Here is a 21,383-nt window from a genome sequence, read left to right on the forward strand (position 1 = left end):
CATCACTCCCCGCTGTTCAAATATTTTTCCAGATATTCGTCACGAATACGCTTCAATTCACTTCTCGGCAGCATACGCAGCAAATCCCATCCTGTTTCCAGTGTCTGCTCAATGGTTCTGTCTGTCTGGAAGCCCTGAGAAACATATCTCTTCTCAAATTCATCCGCAAATTTTGCATAAATCAGGTCAACCTCGGACAAAGCGGATTCGCCCAGAATTGCCATCAGCTCCTTCGCATCTTTACCACGAGAATATGCCGCAAACAGCTGGTTCATCGTATCCGCATGATCCTCTCTCGTCTTGCCCTTACCGATACCTTTATCCTTCAGACGGGACAGGGAAGGCAGTACGTTAATGGGAGGCTTAATGCCCTTTTTATCCAGCTCACGGCTCAGAATAATCTGTCCCTCTGTAATATAGCCCGTCAAGTCGGGGATGGGGTGTGTCTTATCCTCCTCCGGCATGGTCAGAATGGGAATCATTGTGATAGAGCCGGGATGCCCCTTCATTCTGCCTGCACGTTCATACATCGTCGCAAGGTCTGTATACAGATAGCCGGGATACCCACGACGACCGGGAACCTCCTTCTTCGCCGCAGAAACCTCACGCAGCGCCTCTGCATAGTTTGTAATATCCGTCAGAATAACCAGAACGTGCATATCCTGCTCAAATGCCAGATATTCCGCTGCGGTCAGTGCCATTTTAGGCGTACAGATACGCTCTACCGCAGGGTCATTTGCAAGGTTTACAAAGACAACAGAACGGTCAATCGCACCTGTCTGCTTGAAGTCATTGATAAAGAACTCCGCATCCTCAAAGGTGATACCGATTGCCGCGAAAACTACCGCAAATTTAGAATCCGTACCACGAACCTTTGCCTGTCTTGCAATCTGAACCGCCAAATTTGCGTGCGGCAAACCGGATGCAGAGAAGATAGGCAGCTTCTGCCCACGAACCAGTGTATTCAGCCCGTCAATCGCGGATACACCTGTCTGGATAAATTCCGCAGGATATTCACGCGCCGCAGGGTTGATGGGTGCACCGTTGATGTCCAGTCTTTTTTCGGGAATGATAGCCGGGCCACCGTCAATGGGGTTGCCCATACCATCAAATACACGCCCCAGAATATCAGGGGAAACACCAAAGTCCAAGCTTTTGCCAAGGAAACGAACCTTGCTTTCCGCCAGGTTGATACCTGTTGCACTTTCAAACAGCTGTACCAGAGCCGTATCGCCGTTTACCTCCAGAACCTTGCATTTTCTGATCTCGCCGTTTGCCAGCTCGATTTCGCCCAGCTCATCATAGGTAACGCCTTCTACACCGGAAACCACCATCAGAGGGCCGGCTACTTCCTGAATCGAACGATATTCCTTTATCATAATTCATCTGCCCCCTTTCTGATCAGCTCTGCTACCTCTGTTTTGATTTCTCTTTCAATTTCATCGTAGCTCTTATCTACGTTCATTTCTTCCACATATTTTGCACGGCCGATACGCTCGATCACATCCATTTTTGTCAGCTTCTGAATCGTAACGCCCTGCTTAATTGCTTCATTTGCCTCTTTATAGAAGGTCAGAATCAGCTTCATCATACGATACTGCTTATGCAGGGAGGTGTAGGTATCCACCTCATGGAAGGAGTTCTGATGCAGGAAGTCCTCACGAATGGAGCGTGCCGTTTCCAGAATCAATCTGTCCCCGTGGCTCAGTGCATCCACGCCGACCAGCTGTACGATTTCGTTCAGCTCTGCCTCTGTCTGCAACAGACGCATTGCCTCTGTTCTCTGCGCAGAGAAGTTCGGCTCTACGTTTTCATCCGCCCATGCGTCAACCTTTGCCTGATACAGAGAGTAGCTTGTCAGCCAGTTAATCGCAGGGAAGTGACGCTTATATGCCAGAGAGGAATCCAATCCCCAGAATACCTTTACAATACGCAGTGTTGCCTGTGATACAGGCTCGGAAATATCACCGCCGGGAGGAGATACCGCACCGATAGCCGTCAGTGTGCCGATTCTGTCATCATTGCCCAGGCAGACTACGCGCCCTGCACGTTCATAGAACTGTGCCAGACGGGAACCCAGATAAGCGGGGTAGCCTTCTTCACCGGGCATTTCCTCCAGACGGCCGGACATTTCACGCAGCGCCTCTGCCCAACGAGAGGTGGAGTCTGCCATCAGCGCAACGCTGTAGCCCATATCACGGAAGAATTCCGCAATCGTAATCCCTGTATAAATAGATGCTTCACGCGCCGCAACGGGCATATCGGAAGTATTTGCAATCAGAACGGTTCTCTGCATCAGAGATTCTCCTGTACGGGGGTCCTTCAACTCAGGGAACTCGTTCAGTACGTCTGTCATTTCATTTCCACGCTCGCCGCAGCCGATGTAAACAACAATATCCGCATCCGCCCATTTTGCAAGCTGATGCTGTGTTACTGTTTTACCGGAACCAAAGGGGCCGGGGATTGCCGCAACGCCGCCCTTTGTAATAGGGAAGAATGTATCAATGACACGCTGCCCTGTAATCAGAGGCGCATCGGGAGATTCCTTTTTCTTATAGGGTCTTTCCCGACGTACGGGCCATTTCTGCATCATGGTTACGTTCACGTCGTTGCCCTTTTCATCTGTGATGATACAAACGGTTTCCTCAATGGTGAAATCGCCGATAAAGATTTCCTTAATAACGCCCTTCAAACCATAGGGAACCATGATTTTACACTGCACCACAGCCGTTTCCTGCACAAAACCGATTTCATCCCCTGCAACCACTGCATCGCCGGGCTGCTTTGTGGGTTCAAATTTCCATTTCTTTTCTCTGTCCAAAGAGGGCACCTCAACACCTCTGCGGATGTTTGTGCCGCCCACCTCGTACATTTTTTCCAATGGACGCTGGATACCGTCATAGATGGTAGAAATCAGCCCGGGGCCAAGCTCTACGCTCATAGGCATCCCAACGGATACAACCTCTTCTCCGGGGCCAAGCCCTGCCGTTTCCTCATAAACCTGAATAGAGGCCTTATCTCCGTGCATTTCGATGATTTCACCAATCAAATGCTTATCAGATACACGAACCACGTCAAACATATTGGCATCTCTCATGCCCTCCGCAATGACCAGTGGACCGGATACCTTTACGATCGTGCCTGTTTTCATATCTTCATTCACCTACAATCATTCATTATTCGCTAAACAATATATCTGCGCCGATGGCACGCTTTGCCGATTCACGCACCTCATTCATGCCCAGCCCCATGCTGCCGCCGATACCGGGGATCACAATAATAGCGGGCAATTCCATATCCTTATATTTTGCAAGGCTTTCCTTTGCCTTCAGGCTGGCTTCCTCTGTGATGTAAATAATCGCATATTCCTTTTCTGCCAGCTTATGGATTGTTTTCTTGATTTCCTCCGCGGAATAGGCAGGGAAAATATCAATCCCAAGAGCAAGGAAGCCCATAACGGTGTCTTTGTCGCCAATGATACCAACCTTAGACATACGCTTCTCTCACCCTTTCTTTAATTGTTTCTGCATCAATATTATGCAGCTTGCAGGTCATAATAATCCGCACGCATTTTGCCTCTGTTTCCTTCGCAAGGATATAAGCCGCAACGGGTTCGGGTGTCAAGGTTTTATATTTTGCCTCCTTCACATATTCCGTCAGGTAATCATCGCAGGCCTTTTCAAAGGCAGTAAAGCCAAGCTCCATGCTGTCGCAAAGTCTGCCATAGCCCGTTTCCTTCAATGCCGCCGCTGCGTTGTCGCTCTTAAAGGCATGCAGCAATGCTTCCGCGCTGATTTCGCCGCCGGGCACCAGGCTTTCTGTCAGCTCCTGCTCCGTCCGCTTCAGTGTATAAATGCGGTACAGCGTTTTCAGATTCGTGATATCTGCCAGCTTTCGCACATAGGTTGCAACATAAGGAATACCAAGCTTTTCTGCCGCATCACTCATCACACGAAAGCATGCTCGATCCAAAGTCGTATCGATGTATCGTCCGTTCTTTGTCTTTGCATAAAGCTCAATGGCTTCTTCCACAGCCTTCTCATCAATGCAGGGCATTTCCATATAGTTTCTTTCACGGAAGAATTTCCGTAAATCCTCTACGGGAATCGAACCGCCCTGAATCAGGAATTTCCTGCCGTTTACCTTGGAAATTTCCTCCTTGATGAGCACCTTCACATTGTGATAATCGTTTTTGAATCGGAAAATATCCATGAAAACCTCATTGGGAATCAGCTTACCCATTGCCTGATATGCTTCCTCCAGATTCGCCTGAATCATGGTCTCAAATTCATGCACATCCCCAATCTGCGTTTTCCCGTAATCACTATCCTGCAAGAAGCGCAGTGCTTCCTCTGCATCCTTAGCCTCTGCCATCTGCAGCAGCTTTTGCTTTGTCAGCAGCTTATTTTCCATGGAGCGCACGCTGGCTACGGCGAAAGGGTAAATTCGTTCTTTTGCCATTTTCTACCCCTCCTTAAAACAAAATTTTTGCTGCGATTTGCTGGATTTCTTCTTTTTCTACTGTAATAATTGATTCAAAAGAATAGTTATATTCAATATCTCCGTTTTTCACGATAAAACCGCCGCTGATGTCCGCCGTCTGCGCGGAAAGGGTAAATTCGTTTTCCTTCACAACGTCCGCCAGTCTTGCCGCATCCTTCTTGGAAACCAGAATTTCCGTCCCCAGAGAACGGTCAAGCTTTTTCAGCATACCGCCGATGACCTTCGCATATGCCGCATCATCCAGAGAAAGCAGTCTTTTTTCCGCCTCCGCAATCGTTTCCGCAAGAATTTCCTGCTTCGTTTCCAGAATGGCTTTTTTCGCCTGCATCTGTGCGCCGGAAATCTCCTTTGCGGCAGCCTTTTCCGCCTCCGCCTGTGCGTTTCTGTCGAATACGTCCAGCTCCTTATTCACCTTTTCCTGTGCGGCCTTCAGAACAGCATCTGCCTCCTTCTGCCCCTTGGCGAGGGATGCCTTTGCTACTTCTTCTGCCTCCGCAATGATTTTATCAATGATAATCTTACCATCATTCATAGGAGTTACTCCTCCTTTTCCGTTTTATTGATTACAGCTGGATGCTGTTGAGCATCAGGAAGGAAACCAACAGAGCCAGAACGGCGTATGTTTCTACCATCGCTGCAAACAGCATACCCTTTGCCAGCTCGCTGGGTCTTTTCCCTACCAGCATAACGCCTGCTGCGGCTGCCTTACCCTGAGAGATACCGGAAATCAGACCTACGAATGCAATAGGCAGACATGCCGCAAAAATTTCAGCACCCTGCACCACTGTCAGCTCCATCATGCCGTCGCCACCCAGAAGTCCAACCTTAACCATTACGATAAAGGCAATCAGCAGACCATAGATACCCTGTGTACCGGGCAGAGCCTGCAGCAACAGAACCTGACCGAATTTATTGGGGTCCTCAGAAACAACCCCTGCCGCCGCTTCACCGGCAATACCAACACCCTTGGCGCTGCCGATGCCGGCAAACAAAGATGCCAGAGCCGCGCCGCCTAATGCCAAAAATTCACCGCTTAATAAATTATTTAACATTGTCATTACCCTCCTTGAGAATCTTGATATATTTTGTTTTTCTTTCAAATGGAGCGAAAGGTCTTCCGCCGCCCGTATAGAATTTACCGAAAAATTCAACATACTGCAATCTGCACGAATGAACGAAAGCACCCAGCGCGTTAATTGCAATATTGAATACCGTACCAAAGGCGAATACCACAATCAGCAGGATAGAGCCCGCGATGCCGCCGCCTGCCAGAGAGCCCAGTGTGTTGAATACCTGTGCAACAACGCCTGTTGCAAGCCCCAACGCCAGCAATCTGGAATAGGAAAGCACATCAGACAGATAGCTTGTGATGCCGTAAAGGCTGCCAAGTCCGCCTGTCAGCTTGCCGAAAATGCCTTTTTTCTTTCTGCCGCCTGTCAGCAGAATACCAACCGCACCGATGATTGCCATAATCTTGCCGATGCCGACTGCTCCTGCGCCCAGCTTTCCGCCGAATGCAAACAGAACAATGCCAATCAGCAGCAGATACCATAAGCCGATATCAAACAGTGCATCCAACGGACGACCATCCTTAATATCCATGTAGGCCTGAACCCCCATGCCGACAAACAGGTGAATGGCCCCCAAAATCAGAGACACCACCAAAAGCCGCATAGGCTCGCTCAGAGGGTCAAACCACAAAGGCTTGATAACAAACTCCTTCCCGAAAAAGGTCTTTGCCGCCACGGTAAAGAAGTTTCCGAACCAGCCGCCGAATAATGCGCCCCACATAAAGGTAGACAAACCACAGAACATAAACATCTTAATCATGCGGTGGGTCGTGCCCTCCGGCTTGTATTTCTTTAGAATGATTGCACATAGAGTTGTCAGGATGAGCCCATAGGCAGCATCACTGAGCATCAGCCCGAAGAACAGGAAATAGAAGGGTGCCAGAATTGCCGTAGGGTCGATATCATGCCGCCCCGGCAGGCTGTACATCCCCGTAACCGCCTCAAAGGGGGTCACGATGGAATTGTTCTGCAGCAGAACAGGCACGCTCTCATCATCGGGGTCAGGCTCTTCAATATTATAGTAGAATTCATATTCCTTTAACAGTGCTTCTACCTCAGGCTGCGCCTTTGCCGGCATCCAGCCGTCGAAATAGAATACCATTTCCGTGCTGACCATATCCCCGACAACCCTTGCTCTGTCTCTGCGCATCATCAGGCTGTCATACAGAAATTCGATATGCTCTCTGTAAGCCACTAGCTTTTTCAGTATTTCTTCGTCTTCCGCAATATTTTTTTCATTTTTTTCAATTTCTTTTTCATAGCGATGCATCGCTTCTGTTGCAGTCCCCTTCTGGTCTGCCAGCGTGACTGCCGAGAAGTTGTATGGACGCAGTGCCTCAAGCAGCTGCTCCTTTTCTTCCTTCAAACAAATGAACGCATAATACTTCTGCTGCTTATCCTTGCTGACCTCCTGTACGATCACAGAAGGCGCTGCCGCCTGCACATCTGCCGTCATCTGCACCGTATCGGTCTTTACGGGTGCTGCGCCAAGCTGCACCAGAGCATGCTCCGTTTCATTCATTTCCAGCGGAATATCCAGCGTTTCCCAAGGCTTCAGCCCTGCAATCAGTCCACGCAGCCGGTTGATTTCTGTCCGCCTGTCGGCAATATCCTTATAGGTCTCGACAGCCTTATCCACATTCAGCTCCGTTTCCGTTTTAATGGAATCCATCAGCTTCGCAAAATCGCCTCTGTCCAGCTTTATTCTTGAGGGGAACAGCGGCTTCTTTGCAGTATCATACTTCCCAATGGCCTCCAATGCAGTGCTTACACGGCTGATATCCGCCTCCAGACGCGAAACATCGGCACTGTTACTGGTTCGGAAAATGTCGGGCATCCATTCCTCATCGTTAATTGCACCCTCGTTCGAGTCGATTTCCACAACCCCAAGGTGCATCAGCTCATGGATGAAGGGTGTCCGGCTGCTGTTCAAACCAATGACAGTAAGCTTTCGCATCTCAACAACTGCCATATTCTCCCACAACCTTTCCGATTACCGCCAGAACGGCTTCTTCCTTCCTTTGCGCTGCCTGCTCTCTGATCTGAGAACAAGCCTCCTCCGCTTCCTTTAAAATCTTTTGGATTGCCTCCTGGCTCTCCGCTACAGCGTTTTCTACGGCTTGGTGCATTTCCTTTGCCCCTTGCAGTTTTGCCTCCTCCAGCAGGATTTCCTGCTGCTTCAGTGCATCGACCTTCCTTTCTTCAGCCTGTGCAACAGCCTGCTTTTTGATTTCCACAGCACGCGCTTCCGCCTCTACAATGCTTTTCAGGATCTCATAAGCCACAATACTCACCTCACTTGCTGTATTTTTTTATTGAACAAATTGCACAGGTACTTTAAAACTCCCGTTAAAATTTTCTTGTTAAAGATATAACAGTATTATTTTCTAATTTAAATAGAGATTCGTCCCTGTCCCACTCGTTCCTTCCCCTTCGGTTTCCGAAGGTATGGTTGAAATTTTCATGAATTTTCAAGAAAATTCCAAGGATATATGAAATATGAAACACATCCTTACCGTAAATAATACGGGATTTTTATGAATCTGTCAATCCTCTTACATTTTCTGTCCAATTCTCAAACCTTTTTCTTTCTCGGATATGTTTGTTAAAAATACATCATAGTCCTTTCGTCGAAAAAGCAAATCTCTTTATTTTTCAAGGTTTGCGAACGGTCTTTCGCATGCAATTTATTTGTATTCCAATTTTTGCAGATTGTTTTTCCCTCTCCTCCCCTTGATGTTTTGTATAAAACAAACAGTTTTTTGCAGCTAATTTTTGTCAGTTTCCCATTAGGAAAATATTTTTTCCACTGAACAAAACTTTTTTAAGTGAAATATTATTCATTTGAAACAGCTGTTTCCTGTTTTTACGCGTTTTTCTCCTCTCCTTAGTCATTCCTTTATGCAAATTCAACAAATTAAAAAAGAGTACAGAATCCATTCAATAAATTGAATAGATTCCGTACTCCGAAAGGTTTATCCCTCCTGCTTTTTCCGCAGAGATGCAAATGCCACACGAATGTCGCGCTTCATCCAGTGGGGCAATTCGCTTTCTTCCATTTCCTCCTCTGTCATCCAGAAGAAGGCCTCATGCTCAGGGCTGATCCTTACCTCGCCCCCCGTCCATGTGCAGGCGTATGTAAAAATACAAAGGTGGATGTGGTGCTTGATGGCATCAAATAAGGACAACGGCGGTCCGATGGAAACATGTAAGTCCGTTTCCTCGCGGATTTCTCTGCGCAGTCCCTCCTCTGCCTTCTCAAAGAAATGCAGTCCGCCTCCCGGCAGATCCCATTTCTGATGGCTGTTCATATAGCTGCACTCCATTTCATGCTTGGAACGGCAAAGCACCAGTGCTTTATTCTCTTTTATAATGACAGCCTTCACAGCCACCGCAAAATCCCTTTTCAAAAGGAACGCCTCCTTTGGCTCTTTCGTTCTTGCTTACTCTCTCATTTCGCATCTTCCAGAAGCTTTTTCAGTTCTTCTTCCGTAAAATCGTATTCCTTGCCGCAGAAATGACAGTGCAGGTTTGCCTTCTTGTCCTCTCTGATGATTTTTTCCAGTTCCTCTCTGCCAATGCTGATGAGTGCCTTTTCCACACGCTCTCGTGTGCAGTTGCAGTAAAATTCCGTCGGAACGGTATCCATGATTTTCAGCTCCATATCTCCCAGAATCATCTGCAAAATATCCTCCGGTGTTTTCCCCATATCCAGTAAATCCGAAACATAAGGAAGTGTTGCCAGCTTCTTTTCCAGCTTCTCAATCATTTCATCCGTTGCATCGGGAAGCAGCTGAATGATAAAGCCGCCGGCTCTGCGGATAGAGGTATCCGTTTCCACCAGAACCCCCAGACCAACCGCGGAGGGGGTCTGCTCAGACTGTGCGAAATAATAGGTCAGGTCATCTGCGATTTCCCCTGTCACCAGCTCAATCCGTCCGGCATAAGGCTCTCTCATGCCGATATCCTTAATCACGCTCATGTAGCCATTGCCGATTGCGCCGCCGACATTCAGCTTGCCGGGATATAAATCCGGAATTTCCACATTGGGGTTGAATACATAGCCCTTCACTCTCGCATGGCTGTCGCTCGTTACCACAAGCCCCTGCAAGGGGCCCTCGCCGCGAATCTGCAGGGTTACAATATCCTTTTCGCCCTTCAGCATACTGCCCATCATCGCTGCCGCCGTCAACATTCTGCCCAGTGCCGCAGATGCAACGGGAGAGGTATGATGAATCTCTCTTGCATGCTGCACCAAATCCCTCGTTGTTGCGGCAAAAGCACGAATACTGCCGTTACCCGCCGTCGCTCTTACAATATAATCACTCATGTTTTTTCCTCCGGTTGTTCTTTATTTCAATCGAGCCGCAAACAGCAAGCGCTCACTTTTCTCATGCGGCTTTGCAAAGCTATAGCCATCCGTAACCTCCAGCAGCTCCATCCCTGCCGCCTGCAAGGCCTGTGCCACTTCCTCTGTTGTATAGGCTCTTTCGTAGTGGTATTCCTCCACACGCTCATATAATCCGTTTTCCTGCTCAATAAAAAAGCTTACATAATATTCATTGATTTTTTCTTCCTCGTCGTAATCATTCTCCCAGATATACGCCGCTGCTTCCTCTGCCGAGCCAAACGCCCTCTGCCCCAGCACCTCTCGAAATTTATATTCCGTATTCATATCAAATAAAAAGAGGCTCTCCTTTTTCATGTGAGCGGCAATGCTTTGGAAGGCACTCTCCAACTGCCCGTCTTCAATCAAATAATTCATGCAGTCGCAAAGGCTCAGAATACAATCTGCCTGCTCGCCCAGATCCAGCTCCGTCATATCCTGACAGGCAAGCCGCACCGAAACACCCGCCTCCATCGCCTTGTGGTCTGCCTCTGTCAGCATTTCGGGGGAAAGGTCAACGCCAATCACATCGAAGCCCTCCTGCGCCAGAGGAAGCAGAATACTGCCTGTCCCGCAGCCTAAATCCAGAATCGTTTTCGGCGTGATGCCGTATTTTTTCCAAACCGCATGGATGTGGTCGAGCCATTCGTCATATTCCACTTGTTCCATAAAAAGATCATATACCGATGCAAAGGTTTCGTATGCGCTCATAAAGCCCTCCTCCATGCCCTTCTACAGAGAGATATTCGTTCACAACTTTATATTATAGCTCTATCCGTTTTTAAATGCAAGCAGGAATCCTTATAGACAGGAAATGTCTTTCTGCTGTCCATACCCCTGTCCGCTCCCCTGTCCACTGCCTGTCCTTTTAGGTGTCCACTCTGTCCGCTTTGTCCGCTTCTGTCCGCTTTCGCTCCGCCGTTTTTCTTGTCCCCATAATGCCGCCGATGCGTCCGCTTTCTCTCGATGTCAGCCCCCTCCAACCGCACCGCTCCACCTTCTCCAGAAGCCCCAGCTCCTCGGCAACCTCGTATTTCATCGCCAAATCACGCTTTTCCGCCTCGGTCAGTTCCTTCTTTTTTCGCAATCAAATCACCCTTTCTGTCCTTTTCCTTCCACTCAGTATGCACATTTTCCGCCAAAACATGTATTTTGTGCGCAGACGAATGACTCTTTAAAAAATACAATATTTTTTCGTAAATTTATTTGACAGAATACCTATCTGGTGTTAGACTATGAAACAAATACATATTTTTCTAAAGTAGAGGTGCGTTTTTCAAGAGTATCCGGGCAAATGTCATAAGGGATAGAGGAAGCCCGCAGAAAGGGGAAAACGCCGAAGAAGGGATAAGCCTTATCTTTCCCCTTCTGGTTGTGCAGCTAATATCTGTACGACTGTCATTGGAAAACCCAATGGAGCGCTACAAAGAACAATCAAACTGCGGCATTCAAGGATACCACAGTTTCCTTGGAGGTCGGCGCGTGCGTCGGCTGTTTTTGTTTATAGCAAGAAAAACTATTCCAAAGCACAGCCCATCGACCTTTTATCATCGAAAACATTAACGCAAAAGAAAGAAGGATTTTAAAATGAAGAAAATCAATCTCGCCGTAGTCGGCGCAACAGGCATGGTAGGCAGAACTTTCCTGAAGGTTCTGGAGGAAAGACAGCTGCCCATCGAAAACTTCTATGTTATGGCATCTGCCCGTTCCGCAGGCTCCACGTTGAAATTCAATGGCAAGGACTATGTTGTGGAAGAGCTGAATGAGCATTCCTTTGATAAGCCCATTGATATCGCACTGTTCTCCGCAGGCGGCGGCACAAGCGAAAAATTCGCACCCATCGCAGCCGCTCATGGCTGCATCGTCATCGACAACAGCTCCCAGTGGAGAATGGATCCCGCGGTTCCCCTGATTGTTCCCGAGGTAAACCCTGAGGATATCAGCTGGCACAAAAACATCATTGCCAACCCCAACTGCTCCACCATTCAGGCAATGGTTGCACTGAAGCCCTTGGATGATAAGTATAAAATCAAACGTGTGGTTTATTCCACCTATCAGGCAGTATCCGGCGCAGGTGTTGCAGGCTGGAAGGATTTGGAAAACGGCATGAAGGGCAAGGCTCCCAAGAAATTTCCTCACCCCATTGCAAGCAACTGCCTGCCCCACATTGATTCCTTCCTTGATAACGGCTATACAAAGGAAGAAATGAAAATGGTAAACGAAACCAGAAAGATTCTGCATAACGATGCTATGCGCGTGACGGCAACAACGGTTCGTGTACCTGTTTTCGATTCTCACAGCGAATCCATCAACGTGGAATTTGAAAAGCCCTTCGATCTGGATGAACTGATTGAGGTTCTGAAAAATGCACCCGGTGTTGTTGTGCAGAATGACAGCGCACACAACGAATACCCTATGGCTGTTACCGCAGCAGGCAAGGACGAGGTATTCATCGGACGTATCCGCCGCGATGAAAGCGTAGAAAACGGCGTAAATCTTTGGGTTGTCGCTGACAACATTCGTAAGGGTGCGGCAACAAATGCAGTACAGATTGCGGAAGAAATCATAAAGGCAATGAACGAATAAGTCATTCATATTATATAAAAAAGAGTTCAATATTTGAAGGAGGCCATACATATGTCTATTTTCACAGGCGCAGGCGTAGCTCTCGTAACACCCATGCACGCTGACGGCAGCGTAAACTTTGATAAAATGAAGGAACTGATTGAATTTCAGATTGCAAATGATACAGACGCGCTGATTATCTGTGGCACAACAGGGGAAGCATCTACCATGTCCGATGAGGTACAGATTGAATGTATCCGCTTCGCAAAAGAGGCTGCAGCAGGTCGTGTTCCCGTTATCGCAGGTGCAGGCAGCAATGATACCGCACACTGTATCGCACTGGCACAGGGCTGCGAAAAGGCAGGCGCTGATGCCGTTCTGCTGGTAACCCCCTACTACAACAAGGCAACACAGAAGGGGCTGATTCTGCACTACACAGCAGTTGCAAACAGCATCAATATTCCCATCATTCTTTACAATGTACCCGGCAGAACCGGTTGCAACATTGCACCCAAGACAGTTGCGGAGCTGGCAAAGGTAAAGAACATCGTTGCAGTGAAGGAAGCAAGCGGCAATCTGTCTCAGGTGGCTGAAATTGCGGCTCTGGTTGGCCCCGATTTCGATATTTACAGCGGCAATGATGACCAGATTCTGCCTGTTTTGTCTCTGGGCGGCAAGGGCGTTATCTCCGTTCTGTCCAACGTAGCACCCAAGCAGACACACGACATGGTTATGCATTATCTGAATGGGGATACAAAGGCGGCTACAAAGCTGCAGCTGGATGCGATTGAATTGATTTCCGCACTGTTCTGCGAAGTAAACCCCATCCCCGTAAAGACTGCGCTGAATGAAATGGGCTATGCGGTTGGGCCTTGTGTAGCACCTCTGTGCGAGATGGAGCCCAAGAATCTGGAAACATTGAGAACCGCACTGAAGAACTACGGTCTGATTTAAGGACTTACTTTTCTTGAGGGGATGTTTTTTGAGGGCTTTGCCCTCAAACTCCCACCAAGGGGATCATCCCCTTGGAACCCGATACTGCAACACCATATACATGGTGTTGCGAAGGGGAGTCAAGGGGTATGAGCACCGCCAAGAACAAGGCGGCGGCACAGCCGTCTTCCCGAAGGAAAGATGCTTTGAGTCCCTTGGCGGAGTGTGAGGCAGAGCCTCACGAAAAAAAGGAGTGTAAAAAATGGTAAATGTAATCATTCATGGCTGCGGTGGCAAAATGGGTCACGTTGTAGCCGAATTAGTAAAAAACGAACCGGATTGTCAGGTTGTGGCAGGCATAGACCCCACCACCCCTGCGTTGGATTTCCCTGTATTCCCCAACTGCGAAGCCTGCGATGTTGCAGGGGATGTCATCATTGACTTCTCCACAGCAAAGGCAGTTCCTGCCCTTCTGGCATTTTCCAAGGCAAAAAAAATCCCTGTTGTGCTCTGCACCACAGCATTATCCGAGGAAACCACCGCGCTGATGCAGGAAACAAGCAAGGAGGTTGCGATTCTGAAATCCGCGAATATGTCTGTTGGCGTAAATCTGTTGCTGGATTTGGTGCAGCGTGCGGCAGTCATTCTGGCAGAAAGCGGCTTCGATATTGAAATCGTGGAAAAGCACCATAACCAAAAGATTGATGCCCCCAGCGGCACCGCAATGGCTCTGGCAGATGCTATCAATCAGGCAATGGAGGAACGGTATCATTATGTGTATGATCGTTCTCAGGTGCGTGAAAAAAGAGAAAAAACCGAAATCGGGATTCATGCAGTGCGCGGCGGCAATATCGTCGGCGAGCATGATGTCATTTTTGCCGGCAGAGATGAAGTCATTGAGCTGACCCATCGCGCAACCTCTCGCGAGGTTTTCGCCGTTGGCGCAGTGAAGGCGGCAAAATTCCTGGCAGGCAAGCCTGCCGGTCTATACACTATGAAGGAAGTTCTGCAATAAGCACAAAAAATCCTCTGAGATAGAATCTCAGAGGATTTTCTTTTTTATTCTTTTTCTTTTTCTTTTTTATTCTTTTTCCTTTTCCGCTACAAGCTGATAGATATTTTCTGCTTCCTCTGCAATGCCTGCAGGAAGAATCGTCCCCGTCAGGATGATATCCATAAAATCGGGGCGCTTTCCAATAATCTCATGCAAATCAGATTCCTGTAGATATCCTTTTTCCACACATTCCAGAATTCCATCCAGCAGAAGCATTTCACATTCACCCGTATCCACGATTTTCTTTGCGAAATTAAACGCATTGCGGATTTCGTTGAATATTTCCTTGTGCAGTGCTTCATCATTTTCAGCCCCCTGCACATCCTCTGCCGCACGATCCTTCTCGAAGCGGAAAATACGGAAATCAGGCTCCAGCTTCTTCAGCAGTGCAATTTCCTTGCTGTTATGATAATCCAAGAATTGAATCATAACAACACGCTGTTCCTCGCCGATGGCGCGCATGCCACGCCCAACGGCTACGGCTGTTTTCCCCTTCCCCATACCATAATAAATTGAAATCTGACCTTGTCTCACGTTATCTTCACTCCTGTTTTTCTTGCTTCAGACCATCTCGTCCGCGCCTTTTTCTTCCGCTTCGTGCTCCGCCTTATGCGGCAGCTCGATTTTTGCAACAGAAACTTCATAAGCGACTCTTTCTTCTACCTCCTCGCCAATGCGTTTCTGATAGATTCTGCTTTGCATTCTGCCCCAGATATGGATATTGGCACCCACCTCCAGATTTGCGATATATCTGGCATTTCTGCCCCATGCAATGCAGGGAATATAATCCGATTTATTATAGGCACGGTTGACCGCTACCAGAATATCGGATATTTCTCTTCCAAAAGGCGTTTTACGGTAAATCGGGGGCTTACAGATAAAACCATTCAGATAAACCTGATTGATATTCTTTCCTTCTTCCTCCTCCGGCAGGGAAATCTCCCTCGCGAAGATGGTCAGCACCAGACGATTTTTTTTACTGTTGTAGTTATTGTAGCTCCTTAACTGTCCAATAATATCAACTTTTGTTCCTACCTGCAATAAATTCATATCTATCAGCCGTTCGGAAACGGTGACAGGCAGGATATCCTCCTTATCACTGAGGCGTTCAGAAGAAATCTGAAATGTATAGAAACCTTCGCCATATACCTCATGACTAAAGACACAGCCTTTTACGATCTTACCGGCAATCAGAACAGTATTGTTTTCCGGCAATCCTTCCATTTGCATCTCTTTCTCCCCTTTGCTTTGCCAAAGATTTTCCCTTAGCAATGATCCTTTCAATAAATCAGTTTATGCAGATAGACAGCCGTTCAGACCTGCCAAAAAATCCACATCCCGTTTTCACTGCTGTGTCTGATTTTTTCCGTTGCGGAAGATAAAGCCGATCTTCACGCAGTCGATGGCGACTACCATGGTGTAGTCCTTCGTTTTGTAAATCATAGGTGTACCGCTTTTTTTCACTACAACGGCATCTATCTTTTTCCCCTCAGTTGTCCAATAGCAAAGGAAGGTAAAATCCTCATCCTCTCTGACTGCCCATTCAAAATCGAGCAGCGGATGAATGAAGAAATCCCCCTCGCAGCCGAAATAATCGTTGATACGCTTTCTCGTCTGCACAAAGTCTGCTACCGGTCCTTTTTCTTTTGCCATAGCTTCCTCCAAAAATTACATAATACTCATTATTCTTATGGTACTTAGTTTTTCACAAAATGTCAATAAGAACCTATATACGCTTATGCTTATGCTCAGTCGAAATCAGGATTTCGGCTTGTTTCGACTTTTGCATCAAGCAGCGGCTTCAGATATTTTCCCGTATAGGAAGCAGGTACCCGACAGATTTCTTCGGGGGTGCCGACTGCAACGATTGTGCCGCCGCCATCGCCGCCCTCAGGGCCAAGGTCGATGATATAATCCGCCGTTTTAATCACATCCAGATTATGCTCAATGACGATAACCGTATTACCGCCCTCGGTCAGCCTTTGCAGAATCTGTACCAGCTTATGCACATCCGCCGTATGCAGTCCCGTTGTGGGCTCATCCAAAATATAGACCGTTTTGCCTGTGCTTTTGCGGCTCAGCTCCGTTGCCAGCTTCACGCGCTGCGCTTCACCGCCAGAAAGCGTTGTGGAGGACTGCCCCAGCTGCACATAGGAAAGACCGACATCATATAAGGTTTGCAGCTTATTTTTGATACGGGGAATATTTTCAAAGAACTGCAATGCTTCCTCGACCGTCATATCCAGTACATCGGAAATGGTTTTCCCTTTATATTTTACCTCTAGGGTTTCGCGGTTATAGCGTTTGCCATGGCAGACCTCACAGGGCACATAAATATCAGGCAGAAAGTGCATTTCAATCTTGACGATACCATCCCCGCTGCACGCTTCACATCTGCCGCCTTTTACATTAAAGCTGAATCTGCCCTTCTGATACCCTCTGACCTTCGCCTCTGTTGTCTGCGCGAACACATCCCGAATCATGTCAAACAGACCGGTATAGGTTGCAGGGTTGCTTCTGGGTGTGCGCCCGATGGGGGACTGGTCAATATTGATGACCTTATCCAGCTTCTCCAGCCCAAGCATTTCCTCATGCCTGCCGGCTCTGGTTTTGGCTCTGTTCAGCTCCTTCGCCAGACGCTTATACAGAATTTCATTGATGAGAGAGCTTTTGCCGCTGCCGCTGACACCCGTCACGCAGGTAAACACACCAAGCGGAATTTCCACATCGATGTTTTTCAGATTATTTTCTGCCGCGCCCCTGATGACTAATTTATGGTCTTGTACGAAGGGTCTGCGTTCCTTTGGCACTTCGATTTTTTTGCGTCCGCTGAGATATGCACCCGTTACGGAGCGCTCCACTGCCATAATTTCCTCTACACTACCTGCCGCAACGATTTCACCGCCGCCGCGCCCTGCACCGGGGCCGATATCCACAACAAAATCCGCCGCGCGCATGGTATCCTCGTCATGCTCCACCACAATCAGAGAGTTGCCGATATCACGCAGGTGCTTTAATGTTGCAAGCAGCTTATCATTATCCCGCTGATGCAAACCGATACTCGGTTCATCCAGAATATAAACTACGCCGACCAGACCGGAACCAATCTGCGTTGCCAGACGGATACGCTGCGATTCCCCACCGGAAAGCGTGCCTGCCGTTCTGGAAAGCGTCAGATATTCCAGACCGACATCAATCAAAAAGCCGACTCTGGCGTGGATTTCCTTCAGAATACGTTCCGCAATCATATTTTCCCGTTCCGTCAGCGTCAGGCTTTGGAAGAATTCCTGCATTTTGCCAATAGAAAGCTCCGTCACCTCGGAAATATTCTTCCCGTTGACAGTAATGGCAAGCACCTCCGGACGCAGGCGTTTCCCATGGCAATCGGGACACTCGATATTCGTCATATATTCCTCAAATTCCGCGCGCATGGCTTCGGAGGTTTCGTTATATCTGCGCCGGAGAGTATTGATGACCCCTTCAAAGGCATAATCATAGGTGCCTGTGCCACGCACATTGCTGTAGGTAATGCGCAGCTTTTCCTTCGCGCCATAGAAAATAATATCCTTGATTTTTCGAGGCAAATCCTTAAATGGCGTTTCCAGAGAAAAGCCGTATTTCGCCGCCAGTGCATCAAAGAGAACCTTACTCATGCTCCCCTTCGCATTGACGGAATTATAGCCGGGGGCGGTAATTGCGCCCTGCATGATGCTGAGCTCCTCATTCGGCACAATCAGCTGTTCATCAAACTTCATCTGCATCCCCAGACCCGTACAGGTCGGGCAGGCCCCGCTTGGATTATTGAAGGAGAACATGCGCGGTTCAATTTCCATCAAATCCACGCCGCAGTCGGGGCAGGAAAAGCTCTGGCTGAACAGCAGCTCATCCTCTCCCTGATTTACATCCACAATCAGGAGACCGCCGCTGAGTGCCGATGCCGTTTCGATGGATTCGGTCAGACGCATCTGCATGCCTTCCTTTACCATCAGACGGTCTACCACGATTTCTATGTTATGCTTTTTATTTTTTTCCAATTCGATTTTTTCGGAAAGGTCATACAAAATTCCATCCACGCGCACACGCACATAGCCGCTCTTTTTTGCATCCTCCAGCAGCTTGACATGCTCGCCCTTTCTGCCGCGCACCACGGGTGCCAGCAGTTGTAGCTTCGTCCGCTCGGGCAGCTCCATAATGCGGTCTACAATCTGGTCGATGGTTTGTTTTTTGATTTCCTTGCCGCATTTCGGGCAATGGGGAATCCCGATTCTTGCGTAGAGCAGACGCAGATAATCATAAATCTCCGTTACCGTACCGACAGTGGAACGGGGGTTATGGCTCGTTGTTTTCTGGTCAATGGAGATGGCAGGAGAAAGCCCCTCGATGAGGTCTACATCCGGCTTTTCCATCTGCCCCAAAAACTGCCTTGCATAGGAGGAGAGCGACTCCACATAGCGTCTTTGTCCCTCTGCATATATCGTATCGAAAGCAAGAGAGCTTTTGCCGCTGCCGCTCACCCCCGTAAAGACAACCAGCCGATCTCTGGGGATGGTGAGGTCAACATTTTTCAGATTATGCGCTCTCGCACCCTTTATTACAATCTTATCCTTCATAGCATCTCCTTTTCTTGGGATATCCCTTTTCAGAGGATTGCCCAAGTTCTTACAATAATTTCTTGATTTCCAAAATTTTATCTCTCAGCTCTGCCGCACGTTCAAACTGCAATTCCAGTGCGGCATGCTTCATTTCCTTATCCAGCTTTGCAATCAGCTGCTTCAATTCCTTTTCGCTCATGGATTCGGGGTCCTTTTCCAGACCGAATTTCTGCTTCTCCGTTGCGGCCTTCGTAATCTGGATGACATCATGCACCTTTTTCTGAATGGTCTGCGGAATGATGCCATGCTCCTCATTATACGCCTGCTGAAGGCAGCGGCGGCGGTTGGTTTCCGTAATCGCCCTATCCATGCTTTCTGTCATGACATCGGCATACATAATGACGCGCCCCTTGGCATTTCTTGCCGCACGCCCAATGGTCTGAATCAGCGAGGTTTCGGAACGCAGGAAGCCCTCCTTATCTGCATCCAGAATGGCAACCAGACTGACCTCGGGGATATCCAGACCCTCACGCAAAAGGTTGATGCCGACCAGCACATCAAACACATCCATACGCAGATCACGAATGATTTCCAGACGCTCCAATGTATCAATATCCGAATGGAGATAGCGCACGCGCACCCCTGCTTCACGCAGGTAATCCGTCAGGCGTTCTGCCATTTTTTTCGTCAGGGTTGTGACAAGAACCTTATCCCCTGTCTCTGTGGTTCTTCTGACCTCGGCAAGCAAATCATCAATCTGCCCATGAATCGGGCGAACGGAAATTTCGGGGTCCAACAAGCCTGTCGGACGAATAATCTGCTCTGCCGTCTGCTGAGAATGCTCCTTTTCATAAACAGAGGGGGTTGCGGAAACGAATAGCATTTGATTGATTTTGCTTTCAAATTCCGCAAATTTGAGCGGACGGTTATCCAATGCGGAGGGCAGGCGGAAGCCAAAGTCCACCAAAGTTGTTTTTCGGGAACGGTCTCCCTCATACATGGCTCGAATCTGCGGAATAGAAACATGGGATTCATCCGCAATGATAAGAAAATCCTCCGGAAAGAAATCAATCAGCGTAAAGGGCGTGCTGCCTGCTTCGCGCAGAGAAAGATGACGGGAATAGTTTTCGATGCCCGTACAGAAGCCCATTTCTCTGAGCATTTCCAAATCATAATTCGTGCGCTGCTCCAATCGCTGCGCTTCCAGAAGCTTGTCCTCTCGTTTGAGCTCCGCCAAGCGCTCCTCCAGCTCCTTTTCAATCCGCTGAATGGCCAACTGCATTTTTTCGGGCGCGGTGACATAATGAGAGGCAGGGAAAATCGAGATATGGTTTCTTGTCCCGATGATTTCGCCTGTCAGCACATCTATTTCCGTAATGCGGTCGATTTCATCCCCGAAAAATTCCACACGAATGGCATGCTCCGAGGAGCCGATCGGGAAAATTTCGACCACATCCCCACGGACACGAAACGTACCTCGTTCAAAATTCAGATCATTGCGGTCATACTGCATTTCCACCAGAGCGCGCAGGACTTCATCCCTGTCCTTCTCCATGCCGGGGCGCAGGGAAAGCATCATGCCGTAGTATTCCTCAGGGTCACCCAAGCCATAAATACAAGAAACGCTGGCAACAACAATAACATCCTCTCGCTCCACCAGCGCCGCCGTGGCGGAATGGCGCAGCTTATCAATTTCATCATTGACAGAGGAATCCTTTTCGATATAGGTATCCGTACTTGGTACATACGCCTCGGGCTGATAATAATCATAATAGCTGACGAAATACTCTACCGCATTTTCGGGGAAAAACTCCTTCAGCTCGTTATAAAGCTGTGCCGCAAGGGTTTTATTGTGCGCAATGACCAAGGTCGGCTTCTGGATTTTCTCAATGATATTTGCCATCGTAAAGGTTTTGCCCGAGCCTGTTACCCCCAGCAAGGTCTGGAATTTCAAGCCCTTCTGAAAGCCCTCCGCAATTTTTTCAATCGCCTGCGGCTGATCACCGGTCGGTTTATATTTCGATACCACCTTAAATTTGTTCTCCATTTTTCCTCCTCCCGATGAGCATGAAAATAGCATCATACCACACAAAAAATTCGAATTCTTGAGCCGTGACATATTCCGAATTTGCTCTGATTTTAGGCAACTTCGAATTTCGGTCACTCACTCATTTTTTCACAACGAAATAATACAAGATACCACATCATAACATACAAAACAGCCGTATCACTTGTATATCTTTTACACGGAAATTATAACACAAATTAAAGGTGTTGTG

Annotated in this window: 20 protein-coding genes and 1 riboswitch; of the genes, 3 read left to right on the forward strand and 17 right to left on the reverse strand. The window is 48.1% G+C overall.

Features of this window, described 5'->3' with window-relative positions; all coding sequences use genetic code 11:
* Positions 1 to 2: 2 nt before the first annotated feature.
* The 12 genes from GPK49_RS10255 to GPK49_RS10310 all read right to left on the reverse strand — a co-directional run bounded on the left by GPK49_RS10255 (position 3) and on the right by GPK49_RS10310 (position 11,047).
* Positions 3 to 1,379: a V-type ATP synthase subunit B gene (locus GPK49_RS10255; RefSeq protein WP_215677702.1), complete on the reverse strand. Its 1,377-nt coding sequence runs from the start codon at positions 1,377 to 1,379 to the stop codon at positions 3 to 5.
* The gene (locus GPK49_RS10260) at positions 1,376 to 3,151 is read right to left on the reverse strand and encodes a V-type ATP synthase subunit A (RefSeq protein WP_016407669.1); all 1,776 of its coding nucleotides are present in this window, start codon (positions 3,149 to 3,151) and stop codon (positions 1,376 to 1,378) included. Before GPK49_RS10260 ends, GPK49_RS10255 begins: the two co-directional genes overlap by 4 nt.
* A 25-nt stretch (positions 3,152 to 3,176) precedes the next feature.
* On the reverse strand, positions 3,177 to 3,494 hold the full coding sequence (locus GPK49_RS10265; RefSeq protein ID WP_016407668.1) for a V-type ATP synthase subunit F: 318 nt from the start codon (positions 3,492 to 3,494) through the stop codon (positions 3,177 to 3,179).
* Complete coding sequence (locus GPK49_RS10270) at positions 3,487 to 4,461, reverse strand: V-type ATP synthase subunit C (protein ID WP_016407667.1); 975 nt, start codon at positions 4,459 to 4,461, stop codon at positions 3,487 to 3,489. Before GPK49_RS10270 ends, GPK49_RS10265 begins: the two co-directional genes overlap by 8 nt.
* A gap of 13 nt (positions 4,462 to 4,474) precedes the next feature.
* The gene (locus tag GPK49_RS10275; protein ID WP_124984195.1) at positions 4,475 to 5,035 is read right to left on the reverse strand and encodes a V-type ATP synthase subunit E; all 561 of its coding nucleotides are present in this window, start codon (positions 5,033 to 5,035) and stop codon (positions 4,475 to 4,477) included.
* 31 nt (positions 5,036 to 5,066) lie between these two features.
* Positions 5,067 to 5,561, reverse strand: coding sequence for a V-type ATP synthase subunit K (locus GPK49_RS10280; protein ID WP_118581951.1), 495 nt, complete (start codon positions 5,559 to 5,561; stop codon positions 5,067 to 5,069).
* Entirely contained in the window at positions 5,545 to 7,545 is a 2,001-nt protein-coding gene (locus GPK49_RS10285; RefSeq protein WP_215677704.1) for a V-type ATP synthase subunit I, read from the reverse strand. The genes GPK49_RS10280 and GPK49_RS10285 overlap by 17 nt, the downstream gene beginning before the upstream one ends.
* Positions 7,532 to 7,858, reverse strand: coding sequence for a hypothetical protein (locus tag GPK49_RS10290; protein ID WP_215677706.1), 327 nt, complete (start codon positions 7,856 to 7,858; stop codon positions 7,532 to 7,534). Before GPK49_RS10290 ends, GPK49_RS10285 begins: the two co-directional genes overlap by 14 nt.
* Positions 7,859 to 8,548: 690 nt before the next feature.
* Positions 8,549 to 8,983: an NUDIX domain-containing protein gene (locus GPK49_RS10295; protein ID WP_215677708.1), complete on the reverse strand. Its 435-nt coding sequence runs from the start codon at positions 8,981 to 8,983 to the stop codon at positions 8,549 to 8,551.
* Between the two features lie 41 nt (positions 8,984 to 9,024).
* Complete coding sequence (gene hslO / locus GPK49_RS10300; protein WP_016407661.1) at positions 9,025 to 9,903, reverse strand: Hsp33 family molecular chaperone HslO; 879 nt, start codon at positions 9,901 to 9,903, stop codon at positions 9,025 to 9,027.
* A gap of 21 nt (positions 9,904 to 9,924) precedes the next feature.
* Positions 9,925 to 10,671 (reverse strand): class I SAM-dependent DNA methyltransferase, encoded by a 747-nt coding sequence (locus tag GPK49_RS10305; RefSeq protein ID WP_215677710.1) that lies wholly within the window; start codon positions 10,669 to 10,671, stop codon positions 9,925 to 9,927.
* Positions 10,672 to 10,828: 157 nt separating this feature from the next.
* Positions 10,829 to 11,047, reverse strand: coding sequence for a small, acid-soluble spore protein, alpha/beta type (locus GPK49_RS10310; protein WP_318283901.1), 219 nt, complete (start codon positions 11,045 to 11,047; stop codon positions 10,829 to 10,831).
* A 167-nt stretch (positions 11,048 to 11,214) separates the two neighbouring features.
* A riboswitch (Lysine riboswitch) is annotated at positions 11,215 to 11,392 on the forward strand.
* A gap of 155 nt (positions 11,393 to 11,547) precedes the next feature.
* Between GPK49_RS10310 and GPK49_RS10315 the strand changes: the two genes are divergently transcribed.
* The 3 genes from GPK49_RS10315 (at position 11,548) to dapB (ending at position 14,473) form a co-directional block, all read left to right on the forward strand.
* Positions 11,548 to 12,546 carry an aspartate-semialdehyde dehydrogenase gene (locus tag GPK49_RS10315; RefSeq protein WP_215677719.1) on the forward strand — a complete coding sequence of 333 codons (999 nt, stop codon included), beginning with the start codon at positions 11,548 to 11,550 and terminating at the stop codon, positions 12,544 to 12,546.
* Between the two features lie 51 nt (positions 12,547 to 12,597).
* Positions 12,598 to 13,479, forward strand: a complete 882-nt coding sequence (dapA, locus tag GPK49_RS10320) for a 4-hydroxy-tetrahydrodipicolinate synthase (protein WP_118581968.1) — start codon at positions 12,598 to 12,600, stop codon at positions 13,477 to 13,479.
* Between the two features lie 241 nt (positions 13,480 to 13,720).
* The gene (dapB, locus tag GPK49_RS10325) at positions 13,721 to 14,473 is read left to right on the forward strand and encodes a 4-hydroxy-tetrahydrodipicolinate reductase (RefSeq protein ID WP_215677721.1); all 753 of its coding nucleotides are present in this window, start codon (positions 13,721 to 13,723) and stop codon (positions 14,471 to 14,473) included.
* Positions 14,474 to 14,539: 66 nt separating this feature from the next.
* Here the strand turns inward: dapB and GPK49_RS10330 are convergent, their stop codons facing one another.
* The 5 genes from GPK49_RS10330 to uvrB all read right to left on the reverse strand — a co-directional run bounded on the left by GPK49_RS10330 (position 14,540) and on the right by uvrB (position 21,151).
* Positions 14,540 to 15,046: a cob(I)yrinic acid a,c-diamide adenosyltransferase gene (locus GPK49_RS10330; RefSeq protein ID WP_215677723.1), complete on the reverse strand. Its 507-nt coding sequence runs from the start codon at positions 15,044 to 15,046 to the stop codon at positions 14,540 to 14,542.
* A gap of 27 nt (positions 15,047 to 15,073) precedes the next feature.
* Positions 15,074 to 15,742 carry a single-stranded DNA-binding protein gene (locus GPK49_RS10335; RefSeq protein ID WP_215677725.1) on the reverse strand — a complete coding sequence of 223 codons (669 nt, stop codon included), beginning with the start codon at positions 15,740 to 15,742 and terminating at the stop codon, positions 15,074 to 15,076.
* A gap of 114 nt (positions 15,743 to 15,856) precedes the next feature.
* Positions 15,857 to 16,165 (reverse strand): hypothetical protein, encoded by a 309-nt coding sequence (locus GPK49_RS10340; RefSeq protein WP_118581980.1) that lies wholly within the window; start codon positions 16,163 to 16,165, stop codon positions 15,857 to 15,859.
* Between the two features lie 95 nt (positions 16,166 to 16,260).
* The gene (gene uvrA, locus GPK49_RS10345) at positions 16,261 to 19,122 is read right to left on the reverse strand and encodes an excinuclease ABC subunit UvrA (RefSeq protein ID WP_215677727.1); all 2,862 of its coding nucleotides are present in this window, start codon (positions 19,120 to 19,122) and stop codon (positions 16,261 to 16,263) included.
* Between the two features lie 49 nt (positions 19,123 to 19,171).
* Positions 19,172 to 21,151: an excinuclease ABC subunit UvrB gene (uvrB, locus tag GPK49_RS10350; RefSeq protein WP_016407651.1), complete on the reverse strand. Its 1,980-nt coding sequence runs from the start codon at positions 21,149 to 21,151 to the stop codon at positions 19,172 to 19,174.
* Positions 21,152 to 21,383: the final 232 nt, after the last annotated feature.

Origin of the sequence: Clostridium sp. MCC345 (assembly GCF_018785345.1) — a bacterium.
GTDB lineage: Bacteria > Bacillota > Clostridia > Lachnospirales > Anaerotignaceae > Anaerotignum_A > Anaerotignum_A faecicola.